The 20593-nt window shown below is 37.0% G+C and carries 21 protein-coding genes and 1 riboswitch; of the genes, 20 read left to right on the plus strand and 1 reads right to left on the minus strand.

The window, feature by feature from the left end; translation table 11 throughout:
- Positions 1-42 precede the first annotated feature (42 nt).
- The 6 genes from der (at position 43) to E7B10_RS01195 (ending at position 4569) form a co-directional block, all read left to right on the plus strand.
- On the plus strand, positions 43-1377 hold the full coding sequence (der, locus tag E7B10_RS01170) for a ribosome biogenesis GTPase Der (protein WP_008600817.1): 1335 nt from the start codon (positions 43-45) through the stop codon (positions 1375-1377).
- Entirely contained in the window at positions 1377-1973 is a 597-nt protein-coding gene (plsY, locus tag E7B10_RS01175) for a glycerol-3-phosphate 1-O-acyltransferase PlsY (protein ID WP_008713826.1), read from the plus strand. Before der ends, plsY begins: the two co-directional genes overlap by 1 nt.
- Before the next feature lie 3 nt (positions 1974-1976).
- Positions 1977-2975, plus strand: coding sequence for an NAD(P)H-dependent glycerol-3-phosphate dehydrogenase (locus tag E7B10_RS01180; RefSeq protein WP_004693223.1), 999 nt, complete (start codon positions 1977-1979; stop codon positions 2973-2975).
- A 67-nt stretch (positions 2976-3042) separates the two neighbouring features.
- A complete protein-coding gene (gene rsmD / locus E7B10_RS01185; protein ID WP_008713828.1) occupies positions 3043-3594 on the plus strand; it encodes a 16S rRNA (guanine(966)-N(2))-methyltransferase RsmD in 552 nt (183 codons plus the stop codon).
- Positions 3595-3598: 4 nt separating this feature from the next.
- Positions 3599-4090: a pantetheine-phosphate adenylyltransferase gene (coaD, locus tag E7B10_RS01190; RefSeq protein WP_004693226.1), complete on the plus strand. Its 492-nt coding sequence runs from the start codon at positions 3599-3601 to the stop codon at positions 4088-4090.
- A gap of 11 nt (positions 4091-4101) precedes the next feature.
- Positions 4102-4569, plus strand: a complete 468-nt coding sequence (locus E7B10_RS01195; RefSeq protein ID WP_004693228.1) for a hypothetical protein — start codon at positions 4102-4104, stop codon at positions 4567-4569.
- Between the two features lie 167 nt (positions 4570-4736).
- On the opposite strand, the gene E7B10_RS01200 is transcribed toward E7B10_RS01195, so the two are convergent.
- Positions 4737-6452 carry an NFACT family protein gene (locus tag E7B10_RS01200; protein ID WP_008713830.1) on the minus strand — a complete coding sequence of 572 codons (1716 nt, stop codon included), beginning with the start codon at positions 6450-6452 and terminating at the stop codon, positions 4737-4739.
- A 127-nt stretch (positions 6453-6579) separates the two neighbouring features.
- Between E7B10_RS01200 and E7B10_RS01205 the strand changes: the two genes are divergently transcribed.
- The 14 genes from E7B10_RS01205 to E7B10_RS01270 all read left to right on the plus strand — a co-directional run bounded on the left by E7B10_RS01205 (position 6580) and on the right by E7B10_RS01270 (position 20580).
- Positions 6580-7461 carry a YicC/YloC family endoribonuclease gene (locus tag E7B10_RS01205; protein WP_118091443.1) on the plus strand — a complete coding sequence of 294 codons (882 nt, stop codon included), beginning with the start codon at positions 6580-6582 and terminating at the stop codon, positions 7459-7461.
- Between the two features lie 14 nt (positions 7462-7475).
- The gene (gene remA, locus E7B10_RS01210) at positions 7476-7745 is read left to right on the plus strand and encodes an extracellular matrix/biofilm regulator RemA (RefSeq protein ID WP_004695657.1); all 270 of its coding nucleotides are present in this window, start codon (positions 7476-7478) and stop codon (positions 7743-7745) included.
- An 8-nt stretch (positions 7746-7753) separates the two neighbouring features.
- Positions 7754-8383, plus strand: a complete 630-nt coding sequence (gene gmk / locus E7B10_RS01215; RefSeq protein WP_004695659.1) for a guanylate kinase — start codon at positions 7754-7756, stop codon at positions 8381-8383.
- 4 nt (positions 8384-8387) lie between these two features.
- Positions 8388-8603, plus strand: a complete 216-nt coding sequence (rpoZ, locus tag E7B10_RS01220) for a DNA-directed RNA polymerase subunit omega (protein WP_004695660.1) — start codon at positions 8388-8390, stop codon at positions 8601-8603.
- 52 nt (positions 8604-8655) lie between these two features.
- Entirely contained in the window at positions 8656-9855 is a 1200-nt protein-coding gene (gene coaBC, locus E7B10_RS01225) for a bifunctional phosphopantothenoylcysteine decarboxylase/phosphopantothenate--cysteine ligase CoaBC (protein WP_118091442.1), read from the plus strand.
- A 51-nt stretch (positions 9856-9906) separates the two neighbouring features.
- Positions 9907-11571, plus strand: a complete 1665-nt coding sequence (locus E7B10_RS01230) for a SulP family inorganic anion transporter (RefSeq protein WP_316055447.1) — start codon at positions 9907-9909, stop codon at positions 11569-11571.
- A gap of 44 nt (positions 11572-11615) precedes the next feature.
- Positions 11616-11716: riboswitch (SAM riboswitch) on the plus strand.
- 49 nt (positions 11717-11765) lie between these two features.
- On the plus strand, positions 11766-12956 hold the full coding sequence (gene metK / locus E7B10_RS01235; protein WP_004695665.1) for a methionine adenosyltransferase: 1191 nt from the start codon (positions 11766-11768) through the stop codon (positions 12954-12956).
- A 62-nt stretch (positions 12957-13018) separates the two neighbouring features.
- The gene (gene priA / locus E7B10_RS01240) at positions 13019-15202 is read left to right on the plus strand and encodes a primosomal protein N' (RefSeq protein ID WP_287501401.1); all 2184 of its coding nucleotides are present in this window, start codon (positions 13019-13021) and stop codon (positions 15200-15202) included.
- Positions 15203-15215: 13 nt separating this feature from the next.
- On the plus strand, positions 15216-15704 hold the full coding sequence (gene def, locus E7B10_RS01245) for a peptide deformylase (RefSeq protein ID WP_287501402.1): 489 nt from the start codon (positions 15216-15218) through the stop codon (positions 15702-15704).
- Positions 15697-16707 carry a methionyl-tRNA formyltransferase gene (gene fmt, locus E7B10_RS01250; protein WP_012864310.1) on the plus strand — a complete coding sequence of 337 codons (1011 nt, stop codon included), beginning with the start codon at positions 15697-15699 and terminating at the stop codon, positions 16705-16707. The genes def and fmt overlap by 8 nt, the downstream gene beginning before the upstream one ends.
- Entirely contained in the window at positions 16691-17485 is a 795-nt protein-coding gene (locus tag E7B10_RS01255; RefSeq protein WP_004695673.1) for a DUF116 domain-containing protein, read from the plus strand. Before fmt ends, E7B10_RS01255 begins: the two co-directional genes overlap by 17 nt.
- Positions 17466-18821, plus strand: coding sequence for a 16S rRNA (cytosine(967)-C(5))-methyltransferase RsmB (rsmB, locus tag E7B10_RS01260; RefSeq protein WP_077708383.1), 1356 nt, complete (start codon positions 17466-17468; stop codon positions 18819-18821). Before E7B10_RS01255 ends, rsmB begins: the two co-directional genes overlap by 20 nt.
- An 18-nt stretch (positions 18822-18839) precedes the next feature.
- A complete protein-coding gene (gene rlmN, locus E7B10_RS01265) occupies positions 18840-19886 on the plus strand; it encodes a 23S rRNA (adenine(2503)-C(2))-methyltransferase RlmN (RefSeq protein WP_077708384.1) in 1047 nt (348 codons plus the stop codon).
- Positions 19879-20580, plus strand: coding sequence for a Stp1/IreP family PP2C-type Ser/Thr phosphatase (locus tag E7B10_RS01270; RefSeq protein ID WP_004697417.1), 702 nt, complete (start codon positions 19879-19881; stop codon positions 20578-20580). The genes rlmN and E7B10_RS01270 overlap by 8 nt, the downstream gene beginning before the upstream one ends.
- The last annotated feature ends 13 nt before the right edge of the window (positions 20581-20593 follow it).

The following is a 20593-nucleotide window of genomic DNA, read 5'->3' on the forward strand; positions in this document are numbered from 1 at the left end:
TAAAATATAGTAATGTATTAGATTAGATAATGAGGTGAAACTATGGCAAAACCATTAGTGGCTGTTGTAGGCCGTCCAAACGTAGGTAAATCTACACTTTTTAATGCCATTGTTAATAAACGTATCTCTATCGTTGAAGATATTCCTGGTGTGACAAGGGACCGTATTTACTTCGATGCAGAGTGGTTAAATCGTGAGTTTACAATGATCGATACTGGTGGTATCGAGTTCATTACTGACAATAGTCATGTTATTCCTAAGATGATGCGACTACAAGCGGAATTAGCAATTGAAGAAGCAGATGTAATTCTATTTGTCGTTGATGGTAAACAAGGTATTGTACCTGCTGATGAAGAGGTCGCAAATATTCTTAGAGCTAGTGGAAAACCTGTTGTACTCGTAGTTAATAAGATTGATAGTGTAAATCAAGAACCGAATATTTATGAATTTTACAATCTTGGTTTGGGGGACCCCATTGGTATTTCCGCTAAAAATCTTATGAATTTAGGTGATCTATTGGATGATACTGTAAAACATTTTCCTCCAGTAGGTACTAATGTAGATGATGAAGATACTATTCATGTTGCTATTATAGGTCGTCCAAATGTGGGTAAATCTTCTTTGACTAACGCATTGTTAGGACAAGATCGTGTAATTGTATCTGATGTAGCAGGTACTACTCGAGACTCTATTGATACGTATTGGACTCATGAGAATCAAAAGTTTGTACTTATTGATACAGCAGGTATGCGTCGTAAGTCTAAAATCGAAGAAGCCGTTGAACGATATAGTATTGTTCGTTCTTTGCGATCAGTAGATCGTGCTGATATTGTAGTCCTTGTACTAGATGCTCAAGATGGTGTTACAGAACAAGATAAAAAAATTGCAGGTTACGCTTACGAAGCTGGCAAGGGTGTAGTGATTGTTGTAAATAAATGGGATCTTGTTGAAAAAGATGACAAAACAACATTGCGTTTTACTGAAGATATTTATGATGAATTAGGTTTCTTGCAGTTTGCACCTATCCTGTTTGCTTCTGCTTTAACTAAGCAACGTATTCATCGTTTAGCTGATATGTTGAAGTTCGTATCTGAACAACAATACCGTCGTGTATCTACAGGGACGTTAAATCAATTATTACAAGATGCACAAACCGTAAATCCTGTGCCGTCTCGCAATGGTAGAATTCCAAAAATCTATTATATGACGCAAGCTAGTGTTAAACCGCCTACATTCATTTTATTTGTAAATGAACCAGAGCTAATTCACTTCTCTTATATGCGTTTCTTAGAGAATCGATTGCGTGAATCCTTTGGTTTTGAAGGAACACCGATTCGTTTAGTATTACGTGGCAAGAAACGGGATGATGAAGACTAATGGATATTATGATTATTGTATATGCTGTATTATCATATCTTATCGGTTCGATTCCTAGTGGATTAATTATAGGTAAGTTTTTCTTTAATACAGATGTACGGCAATATGGCTCTAAAAATATTGGCGCTACTAATACATATCGTGTTATAGGTCTTAAAGCAGCCTTACCTGTATTTCTATGTGATGCTTTAAAAGGGGCAGTAGGAGTAGTGCTACTCTCACCCTATGGGCCTATGTTTATGATCTTAGGTGGTATTCTTGGAATGATGGGGCATAACTGGTCTGTTTTTCTGGGCTTTAAAGGTGGTCGTGGCGTTGCTACGGGTTTAGGTGTACTTATTGCTCTTTCACCAATAGTAGCATTGATTTGCTTTTTGGTATGGGGTGTTATCGTATACTTCACTAAACTTGTATCTTTAGGCTCTATCATTGCCGCTGCATTAGTACCAGTACTGATGTATTTCACTGGAGAATCCTTCTGGTTTGTTGGCTTTGGCGGATTAGCAGCTTTGTTTGTCATTGTACGTCACTGGGATAATATTAAGCGTCTACTTGCTGGAAATGAGTTAAAAGTAGAGCGCATTAAAAAGGATTAAAGAATGAATGTTGTTGTTATCGGCTCTGGTAGTTGGGGGACGGCCCTTGCTATTAAATCCGTTTTAGCTGGAAATACTACAACTATATATTGTCGTCGTCCAGAATTTGCAGATAAACTTGCAAAAGACTTAGAGAATAAAGACTATTTACCAGGTGTAAAACTTCCAGAAGAATTACAATATAGTTCTGATTTAGAGGCCTGTATTAGTAATGCCGAAGTGGTATTAATGGTTACTCCTTCTGTACATGTACGTACCAGTTTAGAGGCTATTAAACCGTATGCTCATAAAAATCAAGCCTATATTCTATGTTCAAAAGGTGTAGAACGAACCAGTGGCAAACTTTTGACGACTGTGATGAAAGAGGTTCTTGCTACCATAGGGTGTAATTTAGCGGTTTTGTCTGGACCTAATCATGCAGAAGAGGTTGGTCGCAACTTACCTGCTGCATCTGTGCTGAGTACTGAAAGCCTAGAGGTAGCTACAACATTGCAAAAGGCATTATGTAGTCAAAATTTTAGAATTTATGCAAATACTGATATGATTGGTGTTGAACTAGCAGGAGCCACGAAAAACATCATTGCCCTTGCAGCTGGTATTGCAGATGGTTTAGCTTTAGGGGATAATTGTAAGGCTTTACTATTAACACGTGGTCTTCATGAGATGACTCGCTTTGGGGTGGCCTTAGGGGCCCAAAAAGAAACCTATGCTGGTCTTGCTGGTATGGGGGATTTGATTGCTACTTGTATGAGCCCACATGGTCGTAACCGTGCGGCTGGTCAAAAACTAGCCGAGGGTAAGACTATGGATTTTATTGTTAATCATACTAATATGGTTGTAGAAGGATTTTTCGCAACAGAAATTATTTATACAATGGCTTGTAAACATCAAATTGAAATGCCTATAACGAAGGCTTTATATGAGGTTTTATACGAAAAAAAATCTCCATCCATAGCATTAGCTGAGTTGATGGGGCGTGATATTAAAATTGAAGTATCATAAATAAAAGATACTTTTAATTTGGTTATTTATATACTATAATTAATGAGTATAATCTTGTGAGGGTTGTATGCGAATTATTGGCGGAACTGCTAAGGGACATGCTATAAAAGCACCTAAAGGATTAGATACTAGACCTACACTTGATCGTGTTCGTGAAAGTGTATTTAATGTATTAGCAAATAGAGGTATATTTGGTTCTGATATACTAGATATATTTTCTGGCACTGGTGCAGTAGCAATTGAAGCCTTAAGTCGTGGTGCAGCACATGCAGTAGCAGTGGACTTTAAAACGGGAAAACTAATTTTAGAGAATGCTAAACATTGTCGTGTGGATGATCGGTTAGAAATTATTCCGAGGAAACTTTCACAATTAAAAAATTATATAGTAGGGCGACAGTTCGATTATATATTTTCTGACCCGCCATATGAAAATGGATTTATACAAGATACTATAGATTTGGTTGTGAACTATGATTTGTTAAAACCTGAAGGTGTTTTATTATTAGAACATCATAAGGATGAGGTTTTTACCTTACCAGAATCATGGGAATGTATAAAAGAACAGAAATTTGGTTATACGTTGGTTTCCTATTTTGTAAAGACAGCTGAAAGGAGCTAAACCTGTGCGTATAGGTGTATGTCCGGGTAGTTTTGACCCAGTTACTAATGGACATGTTGATATTTTTGAACGGGGCAGCCGATTGGTTGATAAATTAATCATTGCTGTCAGCTCAAATCCGAATAAAAATTCCTTATTTTCTATGGAAGAACGGGTTGAGATGATTCGAAATTCTGTCAAACATATTCCTAATGTTGAAATTGATTGTACAGGTGGCTTACTCAATGAGTATGTTAAATCCAAGAATGCTACTATTATTATTCGAGGATTACGTGCATTGAGCGACTTTGAATATGAATTTCAGCGCGCATTATTTGCAAAATATTTGGATGATGACATTGAAACAGTATTTATTATGACAAATAACAAATACTCTTTTGTCAGCTCCACGGGTATTCGTGAACTAGCTAAATTTGGTGGTAAGCTAGATGGTCTTGTTCCGGATGATGTTAAGGAAAAACTTGAAGAACGCTTTAATACGGTCCATAATAAATAGGGGTGAATTGTATGAAAACAGAAAAATTATTAGAAGATTTAGAGGTTCTTATTGAATCTAGCAGCCGTATTCCTATGACTACAAAACGTATGGTTGAGGAAGACGAAATTATGCGTATTATTGATTCTATTCAGGAATCCTTACCTTTGGAACTTGAAGAATCTCGTCGTATTGTAGCAGATAAAGATAAAGTGTTAGCTGATGCTCAACGTCAGGCTGAAACTTTGATCGATCAAGCTAAAGACTACATTGCTAAATTGACAGCTGAAAGTGAACTTGTAAAACAAGCTCAAGAACAAGCGAATCAAATTATTAATGCAGCAAATCAATCCTCTGATGAGTTGAAAGCTAGTTCTATTCAATATGCTGGTGATGTTCTTAAATATGTTGAAAACAACTTGGAAAAAACATTGGAAAGTTTGCGTCAAAATCGTGAAAGTTTGAAACAAACTGAACAACGTACAGAAGAAAACCAATAGTTTAAACAAAGGCTAGATATCATATTATATCTAGCCTCTTTTTTTATATTTTAAATTCCATAGAAAATTTAAGATAAGTAATATCAATTTTCAGATAAATATGTAAAAAATAATGTGAGCGAAATAATAAACCAAAAATAAAAGCGAAGGGATACCTTCGCTTTTTATCATTCATTATAGTTTTCTGGCTTTTTAGGCTCCACAATCATAGTTTGATGGGTATTAAAAATAACAAATCCCAAAGGAGATCCAGGTGGCTTTTTGATATTTTTAATGTATGTATAATCTACTGGGACCTTACTAGTATCACGAGCTTTACTGAAGTAGGCTGCATATTGAGCTACTTTAGATAGAATCATATCGTCTGGCTCAACATTGAGTCTTAAAATAAGGTGCGAACCTTGGATATCCTGTGTATGGAACCAAATGTCAGTTGGCTTTGCAAATCGGTGTGTTAAATATTCGTTTTGTTGATTGTTACGACCGATGAATATTTCACCTTCATCAATTGTTAAGTGAATGTAGTTAGATTTGCCAAGCTTGTAAGATAGTGGTTTTTTTGATTTTTTTATGATACCTGCATCCATGCATTCTTTGCGTATTTCTTCTAAGCTTTCACGAGTTGTGGCTAAAGAGATGCTGTACAGAATAGATTGTAAGTATGCTAGTTTTGTAGTACTAGCATTGAGTTGGAACTCGCCACTAACCATACGATTTTTTAGTTTTGTATAAAGCTTATAATACCATTGTGCATTTTCCACAATCGTTAAGTTTGGCTTTAAAGGAATCGTTAACATTTCATTTTCTTCAGAGAGCAGATTTTGTAATTCAATAGAAGGCTCATATTGCACTTGAAGGTGTGCATTTATCATTAGAAGATCACCATATAATTTATAGGTTTCCATTTTCTTAGTATCTTCTAATTCATCTTTAATCTTTTGATGGCGACCTTCTTCCTTTTTGATGGCTGCTGTTAAGATTTTTTCTAACTCTTTATCAGCTGTATGAATTGCTTTTGTATTATGAATGGATTCCTCTAAGGCTTCAGAAATAGTGTTGTATTCTTTTAATACCTTATAGTTATGTAATAAAATACTTGCGTAAGCTTTTTTATTGTTATCGTTGACTAAAGTAAACAAACCTTTGCTATTTTCGAGTTTTACCTTGAGGTTGTACAAGGCTTTAGCAAGTGTATCTAGTTGAGAAGTATCTAAATCAGTTATGATTTCCTCACCACTTAATTTGGAAATATATAAAAGTTCATCCAATAAAGGTTTACCAAAACCATTAAAGATAGCTCGAATAGATTGCTGCACAGAGCCATTACCAAAGGAAGTAAGTAGATTTTTTATTTCATTATTATCAAAGTCCATTAAACTTACGCGATTAGCATTAGGTGGTAAATCATACTGTAATTTTGGACTAATAATACGTTCACGGTTCATGAGAGGGGAAACGTGAATTAAGGACTCTAAAATAATACCGTCTTGTACGAAGATACAGTTGGAATATTTGCCCATTAATTCAATATAAATATATGTACTCGTAATAGAACCATCCATTTCTAGTTTATCCGTTTGGATACACATGATACGGTCGCCGTTGATTTGTTCCACCTTTACGATGCGGCTACCTTCAATATGCTTTCGTAAGAACATGCAAAGTGAGCTTGGTTCTTTTGGTAGATCTTGAAGTGGTTGGCTAAGATACATTGCTGGTGTGGCACCTACGGTAATAATTAAGTTTTGGTCTTCGTTAAGTGCTCGAACTTTAAATAATAATGTAGTTTTATCTATTTGATATAGTTTTTGTATTTGACCTGTTTGTAGTCGCTCGTTTAATTCTTTAGCGAGTACAGACATGGTAAGTCCGTCTAAATTCATAGTACTCCTTTCAAATATATTTAGAAGTATAGTTTAGTATACCATAGTGTACATATAATTCTTAGTATTTAAACACGGATTGTGTAATTCGTGGTACAATAATAAAAACTACTAAGGAGGATGATTTATGAAAAGTATGACCGGTTTTGGTTCTGGCACAGCAACCAAAGATGGCATTACCTGTACGGTAGAAATTAAGTCCGTAAACGCTCGCTTCTTGGATCTGTTTATTCGTAGTCCAAAACAAATGAATCCTTTTGAAAGTACTATTCGTGGAATGATACAAGATCGTATTACTCGTGGTAAGGTTGAGGTATCAGTTTCTATTTTAGATACAGGGGAGCGACCTAAAACTTTTACTATTAATAGTGTATTGAGAAAACAAATACAAGAGTTGTTGGTACAAGAAGAATTCTATGATGATTCTAAAAAGGTACCTTTACAAGCTGTAAATTCGATTTCTACCGAATGGGTTCAACAACAAGATACACCAATTGGAGAAGATGTTCTATCAGATATTGTAAAAGAAGCAACGACTCAAGCATTAGATGCTTTAATAGCAATGCGAACTGCGGAAGGTCAACATATCAAGCAGGATTTATTAGATCGTATCGATACACTTGAAAAGATCATTACTAAAATTGACACTAATAAATCTGGTGCTGTAGAAGCATATCGCGAACACATAAAAACTAAAATTCAGGAATATTTAGTTTCTTTAGAAGCGAGTATTAGTGAGGATCGTTTTATACAAGAGATTGCTCTATTAGCTGATAAGACGGATATTACGGAAGAGATTGTCCGATTTACCTCTCATGTGGTACAATTAAAAAATACACTTGCAGATACAAACTCAATCGGTCGTAAGGTCGATTTTATTTTGCAAGAAATGAATCGTGAGGTAAATACAATCGGCTCCAAAGCAATGGATTCGATTATTACTGAGCTTGTGGTTCAACTTAAATGTGAGTTAGAGAAAATTAGAGAACAAGTACAGAATGTAGAGTAATAGGAGGTCTATGAATGAGTATTCAATTACTGAATATAGGCTTTGGTAATATGGTATCTGCTAACCGTGTTATGGCTATTATTAGTCCTGAATCCGCCCCTATAAAGCGGATGGTTCAAGATGCTAGAGACAAGGGATTGCTCATTGATGCCACATATGGTCGTAAGACACGTGCTGTATTAGTTATGGATAGTGGTCAAATTGTATTATCTGCAATTCAACCTGAAACCGTAGCACATCGACTTGTGCAACATGATGTGGATGTTGATACAGTGGAATCATAGGAGTGCATATGTCAGACAGAGGATTATTAATCGTTATATCCGGGCCATCTGGCGCAGGTAAGGGTACGATTTGTGCGAATATTCGTAAAGAAATGCCTAATTTAGTTTATTCCGTTTCTATGACAACCCGTGCTCCACGTGTGGGTGAAAAGGAAGGAATTAACTATTTCTTCCGCTCTAAAGAGGAATTTGAGTCTTTACTTAGTGAAGACGCATTCTTAGAATATGCTAAGGTATATGATAATTACTATGGTACTCCAAAACAACATGTAATGGATTTATTAGATGATGGAAAAAGTGTACTATTAGAAATCGATATTCAAGGCGCTATGCAGGTTAAGGAACGTTTTAGCGATGCTGTATTTATTTACATTGTACCGCCTTCACTATCTGAGTTATCTGAACGTTTACATAATCGTGGCACAGATGCTAAAGAAGTCATTGATAAACGATTGTCATTGGCTTGTTCAGAATTGGCCTTAGCTCATCGTTATGACTATATCGTCGTAAATGATGATTTAGCAGAGGCTTCTGAAAAGGTTGCCTCTATCTTGCGAGCTGAGTCTTGTAAGATTAGTCGTAATAAAGAGCAAATTCAATATATTTATAAACAATATCAAGAGTCTAAGGAGAAGTGATAGTATGATGGTAAAACCTCCATTAAAAAAATTGGAAAGCCAAGTAGATAGCAAATATACATTGGTGACTTTAGCGGCTAAACGCGCTCGCGAATTAACAGATGGCGAACCTTGCTTAGCAGAATCTACACATGCGACTGACAAGCCTGTATCTTTGGCATTTTATGAAATTGCTGAAGGTGAAGTGACATATAAACGCACTAAAGAAGGCATTAAATAAAAAATCAATTCCTTGTATCATTGATACAAGGAATTTTTAAAAGGAGAAGAACATGCGCGGAAAACATATCATTGTCGCAGTATCTGCAGGTATTGCAGCGTATAAGGCAATTGAAGTGGTAAGCAGACTTCGTAAAAAAGGGGCTGAAGTAAAGGTTGTAATGACACAAAATGCAACGTATATTGCGTCACCTTTAACATTTGGCGAAATCAGTGGACATCCTGTAGCTCTAGACATGTTTGAACAAGTTCATCAGTGGGATGTAGAACATATTGCACTGGCCACTTGGGCAGATGCATATGTAGTTGTGCCTGCAACAGCAAATGTGATCGGAAAAATTTATGCAGGCATTGCTGATGATATGTTAACTACAACAATTATGGCTACCACAGCACCTAAGTATCTTTGTCCTGCTATGAATACAGAAATGTATAATAATCCTATTACTCAACGCAATTTAGAAGGATTACGTTCTTTGGGGTACCATATTATGGACCCTGCAGAAGGCTGGTTAGCTTGTGGTATTACTGGTGTAGGACGTTTACCGGAGCCCGAAGCAATTGTGGATTGGCTAGAAGCTAAAATGTGCAGCACCAATGAGCTTGAAGGTACTACTATACTTGTTACAGCTGGCGGAACACAGGAGAGTATTGATCCTGTTCGGTATATTGGAAATCGTTCTAGCGGTAAGATGGGATATGCCATTGCAGAACAGGCTGCACACATGGGGGCTAAGGTGATATTAGTAAGTGCTCCCACATCCTTGCCTATACCAAGTGGCGTAGACTTTATTTCTGTAGATTCTGCGGTATCTATGCAGGAGGCTGTTGAAGCTCGTTATAATGATGTTAATGTAGTTATTATGGCTGCCGCTGTTTCTGACTTTAGAGTCCTTCATAAAGCAGAGCAAAAAATAAAAAAAATGGAGTCTATGACCATAGAACTTGTAAAAAATCCAGATATTCTACAAGGGTTGGGCTCTAAAAAAAGTCATCAAATTCTTGTTGGTTTTGCGGCAGAAACAGAACATGTAATCAAGTATGGTCAGGATAAAGTGGCTAAAAAAAATCTAGATATGCTTGTGGCCAATGATGTAAGCAAATCGAATGCAGGTTTTAATGTAGATACGAATGAAGGCTATTTTTTATATCCTGATAAAGAGCCTAAAGAAATGCCTAATATGAAAAAATCTGACCTTGCTCGACATATCCTTAGAGAAGTTATTGACTTAGTAGCAAACAAACATAGCTAACATAAATTAATTCTTGTGTGTGTTCTTTTAAGAAGGGTGTGTTTTTGTTATATGTTTGCTATACAAAAAGCGTATTTAGAGGGCTCCTTAGGAAAGGGAAAATGGAGTAATAATATTATCGCCGGATTGGTCGTAGGGGTTGTGGCTCTGCCTCTAGCAATGGCCTTTGCTATTGCTAGTGGAGTTACACCGCAAGCGGGCATTTATACGGCAATCATTGCAGGTATATTTGTATCCTTGTTTGGTGGCTCCCCTGTTCAGATTGCGGGCCCTACAGGGGCATTTATCGTTCTATTGAGCAGTATCGTTGTCAATTATGGCTTTGAAGGTTTACAAATTGCGACCATGATGGCAGGGATTATTCTGGTTTTAATGAGCGTTGCAAAGTTAGGGACAGTCATTCGGTTTATACCGACACCTGTTATTATGGGTTTTACAGCAGGTATTGGTGTTACGATCTGGGTAGGGCAATGGCCATATTTCTTTGGATTTCCACCGTTGCCTTATATGGCTCATTTCCATGAAAAATTATGGGCTATGATTCAGTCCTTACCATACTCTGACTTACCTACATTGGGGATTGCACTCTTAAGCTTAAGTCTACTGTTAGTTTTACCTAAAATCCCATATATTAATAAAGTTCCAGCTCCCATTGTAGCTATGATTGTTGCTACGGTTATTCAAGCTATCTACCAATTTCCTACGGTTTTAACCATTGGTAGTGCATTTGGTGGCATACCTCAAGATTTGCCAGAATTTTCTGTACCAAAATTGAGTTTTGATAAAATCTTATCCTTAATCGGGCCGGCTTTTACAATTGCCATGCTAGGCGCTATTGAATCCTTATTGTCTGCAGTTGTTGCTGATGGTATGAGTGGCACCAAGCATGAATCTAATACTGAATTATTTGGACAAGGATTAGCTAATATATTTGCGCCATTGTTTGGTGGAATTGCATCAACCGGTGCTATTGCGCGAACTGCTACAAATATTCGTCAAGGTGGTAATTCTCCGGTGGCAGGTATTGTTCATGCCATTACATTAGGTGCCATTCTTTTATTTTTAGCCCCATATGCAGTGTATATTCCGTTGGCATCTATGGCAGCCATATTATTTGTAGTAGCCTACAATATGAGTGATGTACCACGTTTTATACGAATGCTTATTCTCGCACCTCGTCCAGATCAAATAATATTATTGCTTACCTTTTTCCTGACTATTTTTACGGATTTAGTAGTAGCTGTAAATGTAGGTGTAGTACTTGCAGTGTTGCAGTTTATGCGCAAAATGGTTAATACAATTGATGTGCATGAAGCAAGTAGTGCCGAATTATCAGCACAGATTAGGCATGAGATTACAATCCATCCAGAAATAATGGTATACACTGTAGAAGGCCCATTATTCTTTGGTGCTATAAGTGCATTTGATAGAGCGTTAAACTCTATACATAAAGATCCTAAATATTTAATCATTCGTTTTGTAAAAGTACCATTTGTAGATTTAACGGGTTTACGTATTTTACGAGGTATTATTGAAGAACTTCAAAAAAGAGGCATAGAAGTTTTGCTTAGTGATGTGAGTTACGATATACGTAGAGAGATGTATAAATCTGATTTCTTGGATATTCTGGGCCGTCATCATATCTATCGTCAGTTTGAAAGTGCCCTTCATAAGGCTGAACATGATTTAGCTTTAAAAGAGGCAAGAGAGGTATAATAATGACTTGCTTTCTCACTGTAAATACACTATAATATTTTTGTAACTCATCAAGAGTAGTGGAGGGATAGGCCCTGTGAAGCTACAGCAACCATTCCAAGCGGAAAAGGTGCTAATTCCTATGACAAATGTCGTTAGATGGGAGGGTCTCTCATGAGTGCATGAGAGACTTTTTTTCGTATTAGGAGGATAAAATGGCTGAAAAACATATGTTTTTTACTTCTGAATCTGTTACTGAAGGCCATCCAGATAAAATAGCTGACCAAATTTCTGATGCTGTTTTGGATGCGATTATTGAAAAGGATCCAACTGCTCGTGTGGCTTGTGAAACTTTAGTTACTACTGGTTTAGTTCATGTAGTAGGTGAAATTTCTACTCACACATATGTTGATATTCCTCGCATCGTACGTGATACAATTCGTGAAATTGGTTATACTCGTGCAAAATTTGGTTTTGATTGTGATACTTGTGGTGTACTTGTATCCATCGATGAACAATCTGCGGATATCGCCATGGGCGTTGATGAAGCACTTGAATCAAAAGATGGCAATGGTGAAGTGCTTGATAAAATCGGTGCTGGTGACCAAGGTATGATGTTTGGCTATGCATCTAATGAAACACCTGAACTCATGCCTTTGCCAATTTCCTTGGCACATCGTTTATCTCGTCGACTTACAGAAGTTCGTAAGGATGGGACTTTAACTTACTTACGTCCAGACGGTAAAACTCAAGTTACTGTAGAATATGTTGATGGTAAACCTAAGCGCATTGATACAATTGTTATTTCTACGCAACATAGCCCTGAAGTGACCCAAGAACAAATTAAAGCCGATTTGAAGCGTTATGTAATTGACGCAGCGTTGCCTGCTGAATTCGTTGATGAAAATACTAAATACTTCATCAATCCAACTGGTCGTTTCGTAATTGGAGGCCCTCATGGTGATGCTGGTTTAACTGGCCGTAAAATTATTGTAGATACATACGGTGGTATGGCCCGTCATGGTGGCGGTGCATTTTCTGGTAAGGATCCATCTAAAGTGGACCGTTCTGCAGCATACGCAGCGCGTTATGTAGCTAAAAATGTTGTAGCAGCAGGTCTTGCTGATAAATGTGAAGTGCAAGTTGCTTATGCAATTGGGGTTGCTCATCCTGTATCTATTTTAGTTGATACTTTTGGTACAGGTCGCATAGAGGAAACAAAAATTCAAGAGCTTGTTAAAAAACATTTCGACCTTCGTCCAGCAGGAATCATTGAAATGCTTGATTTGTTAAAGCCTCATTATCGCAAAACTGCAGCGTATGGTCACTTTGGTAGAACTGATGTGGATTTACCTTGGGAACGTACAGATAAAGCACAAATCCTAAAAGAAGAAGCTGGCTTATAATACAAAAGGTCTTGGTAGAATTTCTACTGAGACCTTTTATAATAAACGAAAGGAAATAATGTATGCGCGTAGCACAAGTTATAATTAACAGACCAGCCAAACAACTTCATAAACCTTTGAGCTATTTAATGCCTGAAAAGTTTGGTAATGTTTTACCTGGTACGCGCGTACTCATTCCTTTAGGACATAGTCGTGAAGAAGGCATTCTTATTGGTTACGACGAGTTAGTTGAGCCGCCAGAGTTCATTTTACGAAATATTGTGCAAGTATTAGATAGTGAACCTTGGTTTACACCGGAAATGATGGATACGGCCCGTCGTCTAAATGAGTATTATTTATTCTCTTATGGCGATGCATTGCGATTGTTTACAGTGAATAAGACATTAAAATCTTACGAGGCACCAAAGGAAGAATGGTTAGTAGTTATGCCAGAATTTTCGGTGGCACAATTTAGTGAACGGAAAAAGAAACAACGAGAATTAGCAAAATACTTACTTGAAGTGGGCGGAGCATCTAAGGCATTACTGCTAGCTAAAGGCTATTCTCGTATGGTCATTAAACAAGTGAGTGAAGCTAAAGGTATTGTCGTTGAAGCTCGTTTTAAAGCCACAAAAACAACATTTGATGAGCTTTTAACAGAAGAAGTTAATATTCCTCTTACTGAAGCTCAACAAGCTGTATATGGACCAATACAAGCTGCAATGAATAGCCATGAACATAAAACCTTTTTACTTCATGGTGTCACTGGTAGTGGTAAGACTCAATTATATTTACGTGCTACAGCAAAATGTATTAGTCAGGATAAGACGGCTATTATTTTAGTACCTGAAATTATATTGACTGATCAAATTGTGAGACGATTTGTAGAAACTTTTGGTGACGAAGTCGTAGTATTTCATAGTAAATTGACGGTACAACAACGGAACAATAATTGGGAGCGTTTGCGCCGTAAGGATAGTCACATTATTATTGGTGCTCGTTCTGCCGTATTTGCGCCAGCTGAGGATATCGGCCTTATTGTGGTCGATGAAGAACATGATCCATCTTATAAACAAGAGGATATGGTTCGATATCATGCACGTAACGTGGCATTGTGGCGTGCTGAGGCACATGGTTGTCCCGTTATTTTAGGTTCTGCTACACCATCTGTTACTTCGTATTATAAAGCTAAGCAAGGGGAGTATCATTTACTAGAGTTGCCAAATCGCATTTTTGAGCAACCTATGCCGAAGGTTACTATAGTAGATATGAAGGAAGAAATTCTTCATGGAAATTACTCCGTTTTTTCTGATGCCATGAGTCGCTTAATTCAACATACATTGGATGAGCATAATCAAATGATTATTCTGTTAAATAGACGCGGTTATAGTACTTTTGTTATGTGCCGGGATTGTGGGGAAACTATTATGTGTCCTCATTGTGATGTAGCTATGGTTTATCACCAAGCTGGTGAAGAATTGCGTTGTCATTATTGTGAACATCATGAACCAATTCCAACTGTTTGTCCCAAATGTAATAGTAAGAGGATTAAGTTTTTTGGTTCAGGCACACAAAAGGTAGAGGAAGAGTTACGTCGTCACTTTAAATCGGCCCGCATTGCTCGTCTTGATCAAGATGTGACAAAAAAAAAGCAATTAGCAGAAGATATTTTACATGACTTTGGGGCTCATAAATATGATATTTTGTTGGGAACACAAATGGTATCTAAAGGTCATGACTTTAAAGATGTAACAGCTGTTGGTATTTTAACAGCCGATTCAGTTTTGAATATTCCTGTTTATACAGCTTCAGAACGAACTTTTGATTTACTTACTCAAACCTCTGGACGTGCCGGTAGGGGTGAAAAACCGGGTAGCGTTGTAATACAAACATATAATCCTTTAAATTATGCTATAATAAAGAGTAAGGCTCATGATTATATAGGCTTTTACAATGAAGAAATTAAAAATCGTAAAGCTTTAGGATATCCTCCATTTCGCGAAATGATTCATATGGTAGTGCGTCATCAAGATATGAAAACATTAGAGTCTATAGCAAATCGTATTGTCGATGACTTGGAGTCTTATAAAGGAAATCAGGATATTTTGATTAATGGTCCTTATGAAGCGCCTATAAAAAAAGTGCGCGATATGTATCGTTTAGCTATTATGATTCGCGGTACAGATTTAACAAATTTGAAAGAATATATATATAACTCATGGATTTTCACGCAAGAAGGACTGCTGATTGACGTGGATCCCGTGTAGTGTAGGAGTATCAATGGCTGTATTAGATGTTGTGAAAGCAGGTCATCCCGTTTTAAAACAAGTGGCGGAACCTGTAGAACATGTTAATAAAAAACTTAGAGTCCTTATCGATGATATGGCTGAAACTATGTATAAGACTGAAGGAGTTGGTCTTGCAGCACCTCAAGTGGCTGTAGCTAAACGTATTATCGTTGTAGATGACCAATCTGGTAGTGGTCTTATTGCGCTAATTAACCCTGAAATCACTCATGCTGAAGGTTCTCAAGTTGGACCTGAAGGATGCTTAAGTGTGCCAGGATATTTCGGAGATGTGGAACGATTTAATAAAGTCACCGTTAAAGGTATTGATCCATATAATAAGAAGGTAACTATAAAAGCTGAAGGTTTTTTGGCGCGTATTTTCCAACATGAAATTGATCACTTGGAAGGTCATTTGTTTATTGAAAAAGCAACTAACTTACGATTAATTACTGATCATCCAGAGGAGAAAGAAATTGTCTGATAATAAACAATTACGCATCGTTTTTATGGGGACACCAGACTTTTCTGTGCCTACCTTAGAGGCTTTGATTCAAGCTGGTCATTCTATTGTCGGTGTGTATTGCCAGCCTGATAAACAAAAAGGGCGTGGTAAACAAGTTCAAATGCCCCCTGTAAAAGTAGCTGCTTTAGAGCATGACTTGCCTGTATATCAACCAGTCACTTTGCGTGATGAACAAGTGAGAGCCGAATTAGAAGCATTACAACCAGATGTAGTGATTGTTATTGCGTATGGTAAAATTTTACCTCCTTGGCTTATTCGATTGCCGCAATATGGTTGTATTAATGTTCATGCCTCTATTTTACCTAGTTATAGAGGCGCTGCGCCAATTCACTATGCAATTCTTAATGGAGACTCTAAAACGGGTGTTACCATAATGCATATGGATGATGGACTTGATACAGGTGATATCATCGACATTGTGGAGACAGATATTTTACCCGGTGAAACGACAGGACAGTTATTTGAACGTATAGCTGTACTGGGGGGTGAAACTATAGTACCTGTATTAACTCGTTGGGTTAATGGAGAAATTGTGGCTACACCACAAGATGATACAATGGCTACACATACTACTAAGATTACAAAGGAAATGGGGCAGATCGACTGGTCTAAGCCGGCTAATGAAATTGCAAACCTCATTAGAGGACTTAATCCAGCACCTGGATGTTATACATATCTCGATGGAAAACGTTTAAAAGTATGGTCTGGAGAAGTGGTTCCCAGTGATACGACTCACTGTTTGATAGATGTTCATGGTAAACATGTACCAATTGCTATATCAGCCACAACTGTGCCTGGTACAATCGTATCTAAAATAGCCGGTTTAGGTGTATTTTGTGGTGATGGAAATATAATTCTATTAACAGAAGTCCAACCAGAAAATAAAAAACGCATTTCTGCAATTGATTTTATAAATGGACATCAGATAAAGGAAGGTATCGTTTTTGGGGACTCAATATAAGCAGTACGAAACGTATCCGTTATACTTGATTTTATCAACTATTACATGTGCTTTGCTCACAGCAGTACTAGCCTTTCTAATGTATATATTAGAACCAGGACTTTTACAATTGCATCCATTTGCATCAATTATAAGTAGTGTAGTTATATCTATACTTATTGCTATTATATGGATTTTGTGCTTATCTTTAATTGTTGCTAGCACAGGTATTATACGGTTACATCCTATTGTTTTAAGACTAGCCAATCAGTTTATTTATGGATTATTTCCATTGACTTTGGCGATTGGTAAGGTGAGAGGGGTTACTAAGGATCAACTCCGCCAGTCTATGATTGATTTAATCAATCATTTAGTAATGTTAGATATGTATACGGTAGATCCAGAACGTATATTATTATTAACTCCTCACTGTTTACAAGAAAGTTCGTGTGTTCATAAGGTTACACATGATGTATATAATTGTAAGCAGTGTGGGCGATGCCAGGTTGGTAATTTGTTGCAAGTGGCTAAGGACTATGGTTGTCAATTTATAGTTGTCACTGGAGGCACCTTAGCGCGGATGAAGGTAAAGGAAGCACGCCCAAAAGCTATTGTAGCAATAGCTTGCGAACGAGATTTAGCAAGTGGAATGGCTGATGTATTTCCCATCCCAGTTATTGGGGTATTAAATGAACGTCCTAATGGGCCATGTTGTAATACAACAGTCGATTCTGAACGTGTTCGAGCAGTAGTAGAACAATTGATTGGTAGGAATAGTAATGATAGAGGTAAAGACTAATCAACAACAAAATATTCGATTGCTCGCTGTAAAAGCATTGAGTGAAATTAATCGCAATGGTGCTTATGCAAATATAAAGTTGCAAGAGTATTTACAGAAATATCATCTATCCGATTTAGATCGAAGATTCTTTACTGAACTTGTGTATGGGGTCATTCGTAGAAAAAATTACTTGGATGCTATTATTGTTCACTTTGCAAAGCGACCCTTAAAGAAACTATCTTCTATGGTTGTGGAAATCCTTAGACTTGGTATTTATCAAATTATCTATATGGATAAGGTTCCTGAAAGTGCGGCTGTTAACGAATCTGTTAAACTCGCCAAAAAGCTAACTAGAGGTTTATCTGGTTTTGTAAATGCTGTTTTGCGTTCGGTTTTACGTGAAAGTGATAGCATTTCTATCGGTGAACTAGCTAAGTCCGAAGCTGAAGAAATTTCCTTTATCTACAATCAACCATTATGGCTTGTCAACTTATGGATAAAAGAAATGGGAAAAGATAAGACCGTAGATCTTTGTTCTTGGTTTAATGAACAACCTCGTTTGACGGCTCGCATAAATACAGTGAAAGTATCTATTGAGGATTGTTTAAAAGAATTAGAAGATTTAGATTGGATTGTAGAACAGGATACATATATTCCTGAAGTAGTTTATATTGATGGACATCAAGGTCATTTAGAAAAAGCTAAACCTGTTTTAGAAGGTCATATTACTTTTATGGATAAAGCATCTATGTTAGTAGCCCATGTGGTAGATCCTCAACCAGGAGAGCTTATCTTAGACTGTTGTGCTGCACCAGGTGGCAAGTCTATGCATATGGCAAGTCTTATGAATAATACAGGAGCTATTATGAGTTGTGATATTTACGACCATAAATTAGAACTGATTAATCAAAATGCTGAGCGATTAGGTGTATCTATTATTTCTACTAAGCTTCAAGATGGTCGTTATCTTCCTGATAATTGGAAAGAACAATTTGATCGCGTCTTAGTTGATGCTCCTTGTTCTGGTCTAGGTATATTACAAAAGAAATTAGACATGCGTTGGCGTAAAACAGAGTCTTTACTTATTGAGTTGCCGCCGTTACAACTTGAAATATTAGAAAAAGCTTCTGAAATGGTTAAGGTTAATGGATATTTAGTATATTCCACATGTACTATGAATAGTGGTGAAAATGAAGCTGTTCTAAATAAATTCTTGGCAATTCATAAGAACTTTATCATCGATCCTGTATCATATAAAGGGGCACCACAAGCTATAGATGGTATGATTACAACCTATCCACCGCGAGATCATATGGATGGTTTCTTTATGGTTCGCATGAAACGCTTATCATAATATAAGAAATGGAGCACCATGATAGAATTATTGGGTAAGTCTTTAGAAGAATTACAATCTATCTTTAAGACCCATAATATACAAAAGTTTCGAGCGAAACAGTTAATTGAATATATCTATCATAGATATATTTTTGATTTTGAAGACATGACACAATTTCCGAAAGACTTGCGTCAATGGCTAGGTGATAATTGTGTTATTTCTTTACCTACATTAATTACAGAGTCTATTGCCCCTGATGGAAAGACTCGCAAAATACTTGTAGAGATGTCAGATCAAAGTCGTGTGGAAGCAGTTTTGATGGAGCAACACTATGGGTATTCTGTATGTGTTTCCTCTCAAGTGGGGTGTGCTATGGGATGTGTATTCTGTGCTTCTACACAAGGTGGCTTATACAGAGATTTAACAGTCGCTGAGATTATTGGACAAGTTGTCATATTTGGGGCTCTTACTAAAGAGGAAATACACTCTGTTGTCGTTATGGGCGCTGGGGAGCCGTTACAAAATTATGATAATGTATTACAAGCATTACAACTACTACATGATCCTATGATTTGTAATATTAGTTATCGTAAGATGACGATTTCCACTTGTGGTTGGGTTCCTAATATTTATAAATTAGCTGATGAAGGTTTGCCAATAACCTTAGCACTTTCATTACATGCTACAAATAATGAAGTTCGTCGTAGTATTATGCCCGTTGGGGCACGTTATGAATTGACGGAAGTCTTAGATGCGGTAAAATACTATTATAATACGACACAGCGTCGTGTTACCTTTGAGTATATTCTTATAGATTCTGTAAATGCATCTATAGATGATGCTCATGCTTTGGGGAAAATCTGTAAAGATTTCCCAAATTGTCATGTTAACTTGATCCCAGTTAATGGCAATGAACATATTGAATTATATAAACCATCTATTACGAATATGAATACATTTAAAGACATCGTTAGTTCCTATGGCGTATCAGTAACGGTACGAAAGGAAATGGGCGATGCAATCCAAGCCGCATGTGGACAGTTAAAGGCTGCTCATGGTCGGAAAAAGGAGAATCATGAATAATTTTGTTGGTTTAAGTAAAATTGGGCTTGTACGCCAGCGTAACGAGGACCGTTTTTTCATTGATGGCCATATTTGTGCTGTTACTGATGGCATGGGTGGTTATAGCGGTGGTGAAATTGCAAGTACCTATGCTGTAGATGAAATAAAAGAATATTTGTCCTCCCTTGAAACGATAGGTCAACAAGACTTATGTGATGCTATCATTCACGCTAATCAACGTATTGTAAATCGCGTTGCTTGTGAAGAACGACTTGCTGGTATGGGTACTACCGCTGTAGTTACAGCTATAAATGGTAATCAACTTTACTGGGCAAGTGTTGGTGATAGTCGTTTGTATGTATATAGAGATGGTCATTTACGACAAATTACTACGGATCATTCTATGGTACAAGAATTATTAACAGCTGGAGAGATTACAAAGGATGAAATGCTAAATCACCCTCAACGTAATTTATTAACCCGTGCAGTCGGTGTTGATGAAATCTTAGAGGTTGATAGTGGTGTAGAGTCTATTCTTCCCGGTGATCGTATTTTACTTTGCACTGATGGATTAAGTGGCTATGTATCTGATGATGTAATTGCCTCTGCATTACAATCAACGGATGATGATATGTTGGTTATTGAATCATTGATGGAAGCTGTATATGAAGTCGGAGCAGGAGATAATGTGACCATTGTGGTGGGAACAATCTAATCTAGAAATGGAG

This window comes from Veillonella sp., assembly GCF_032470285.1.
In the GTDB taxonomy this organism is placed as follows: Bacteria; Bacillota; Negativicutes; order Veillonellales; family Veillonellaceae; genus Veillonella.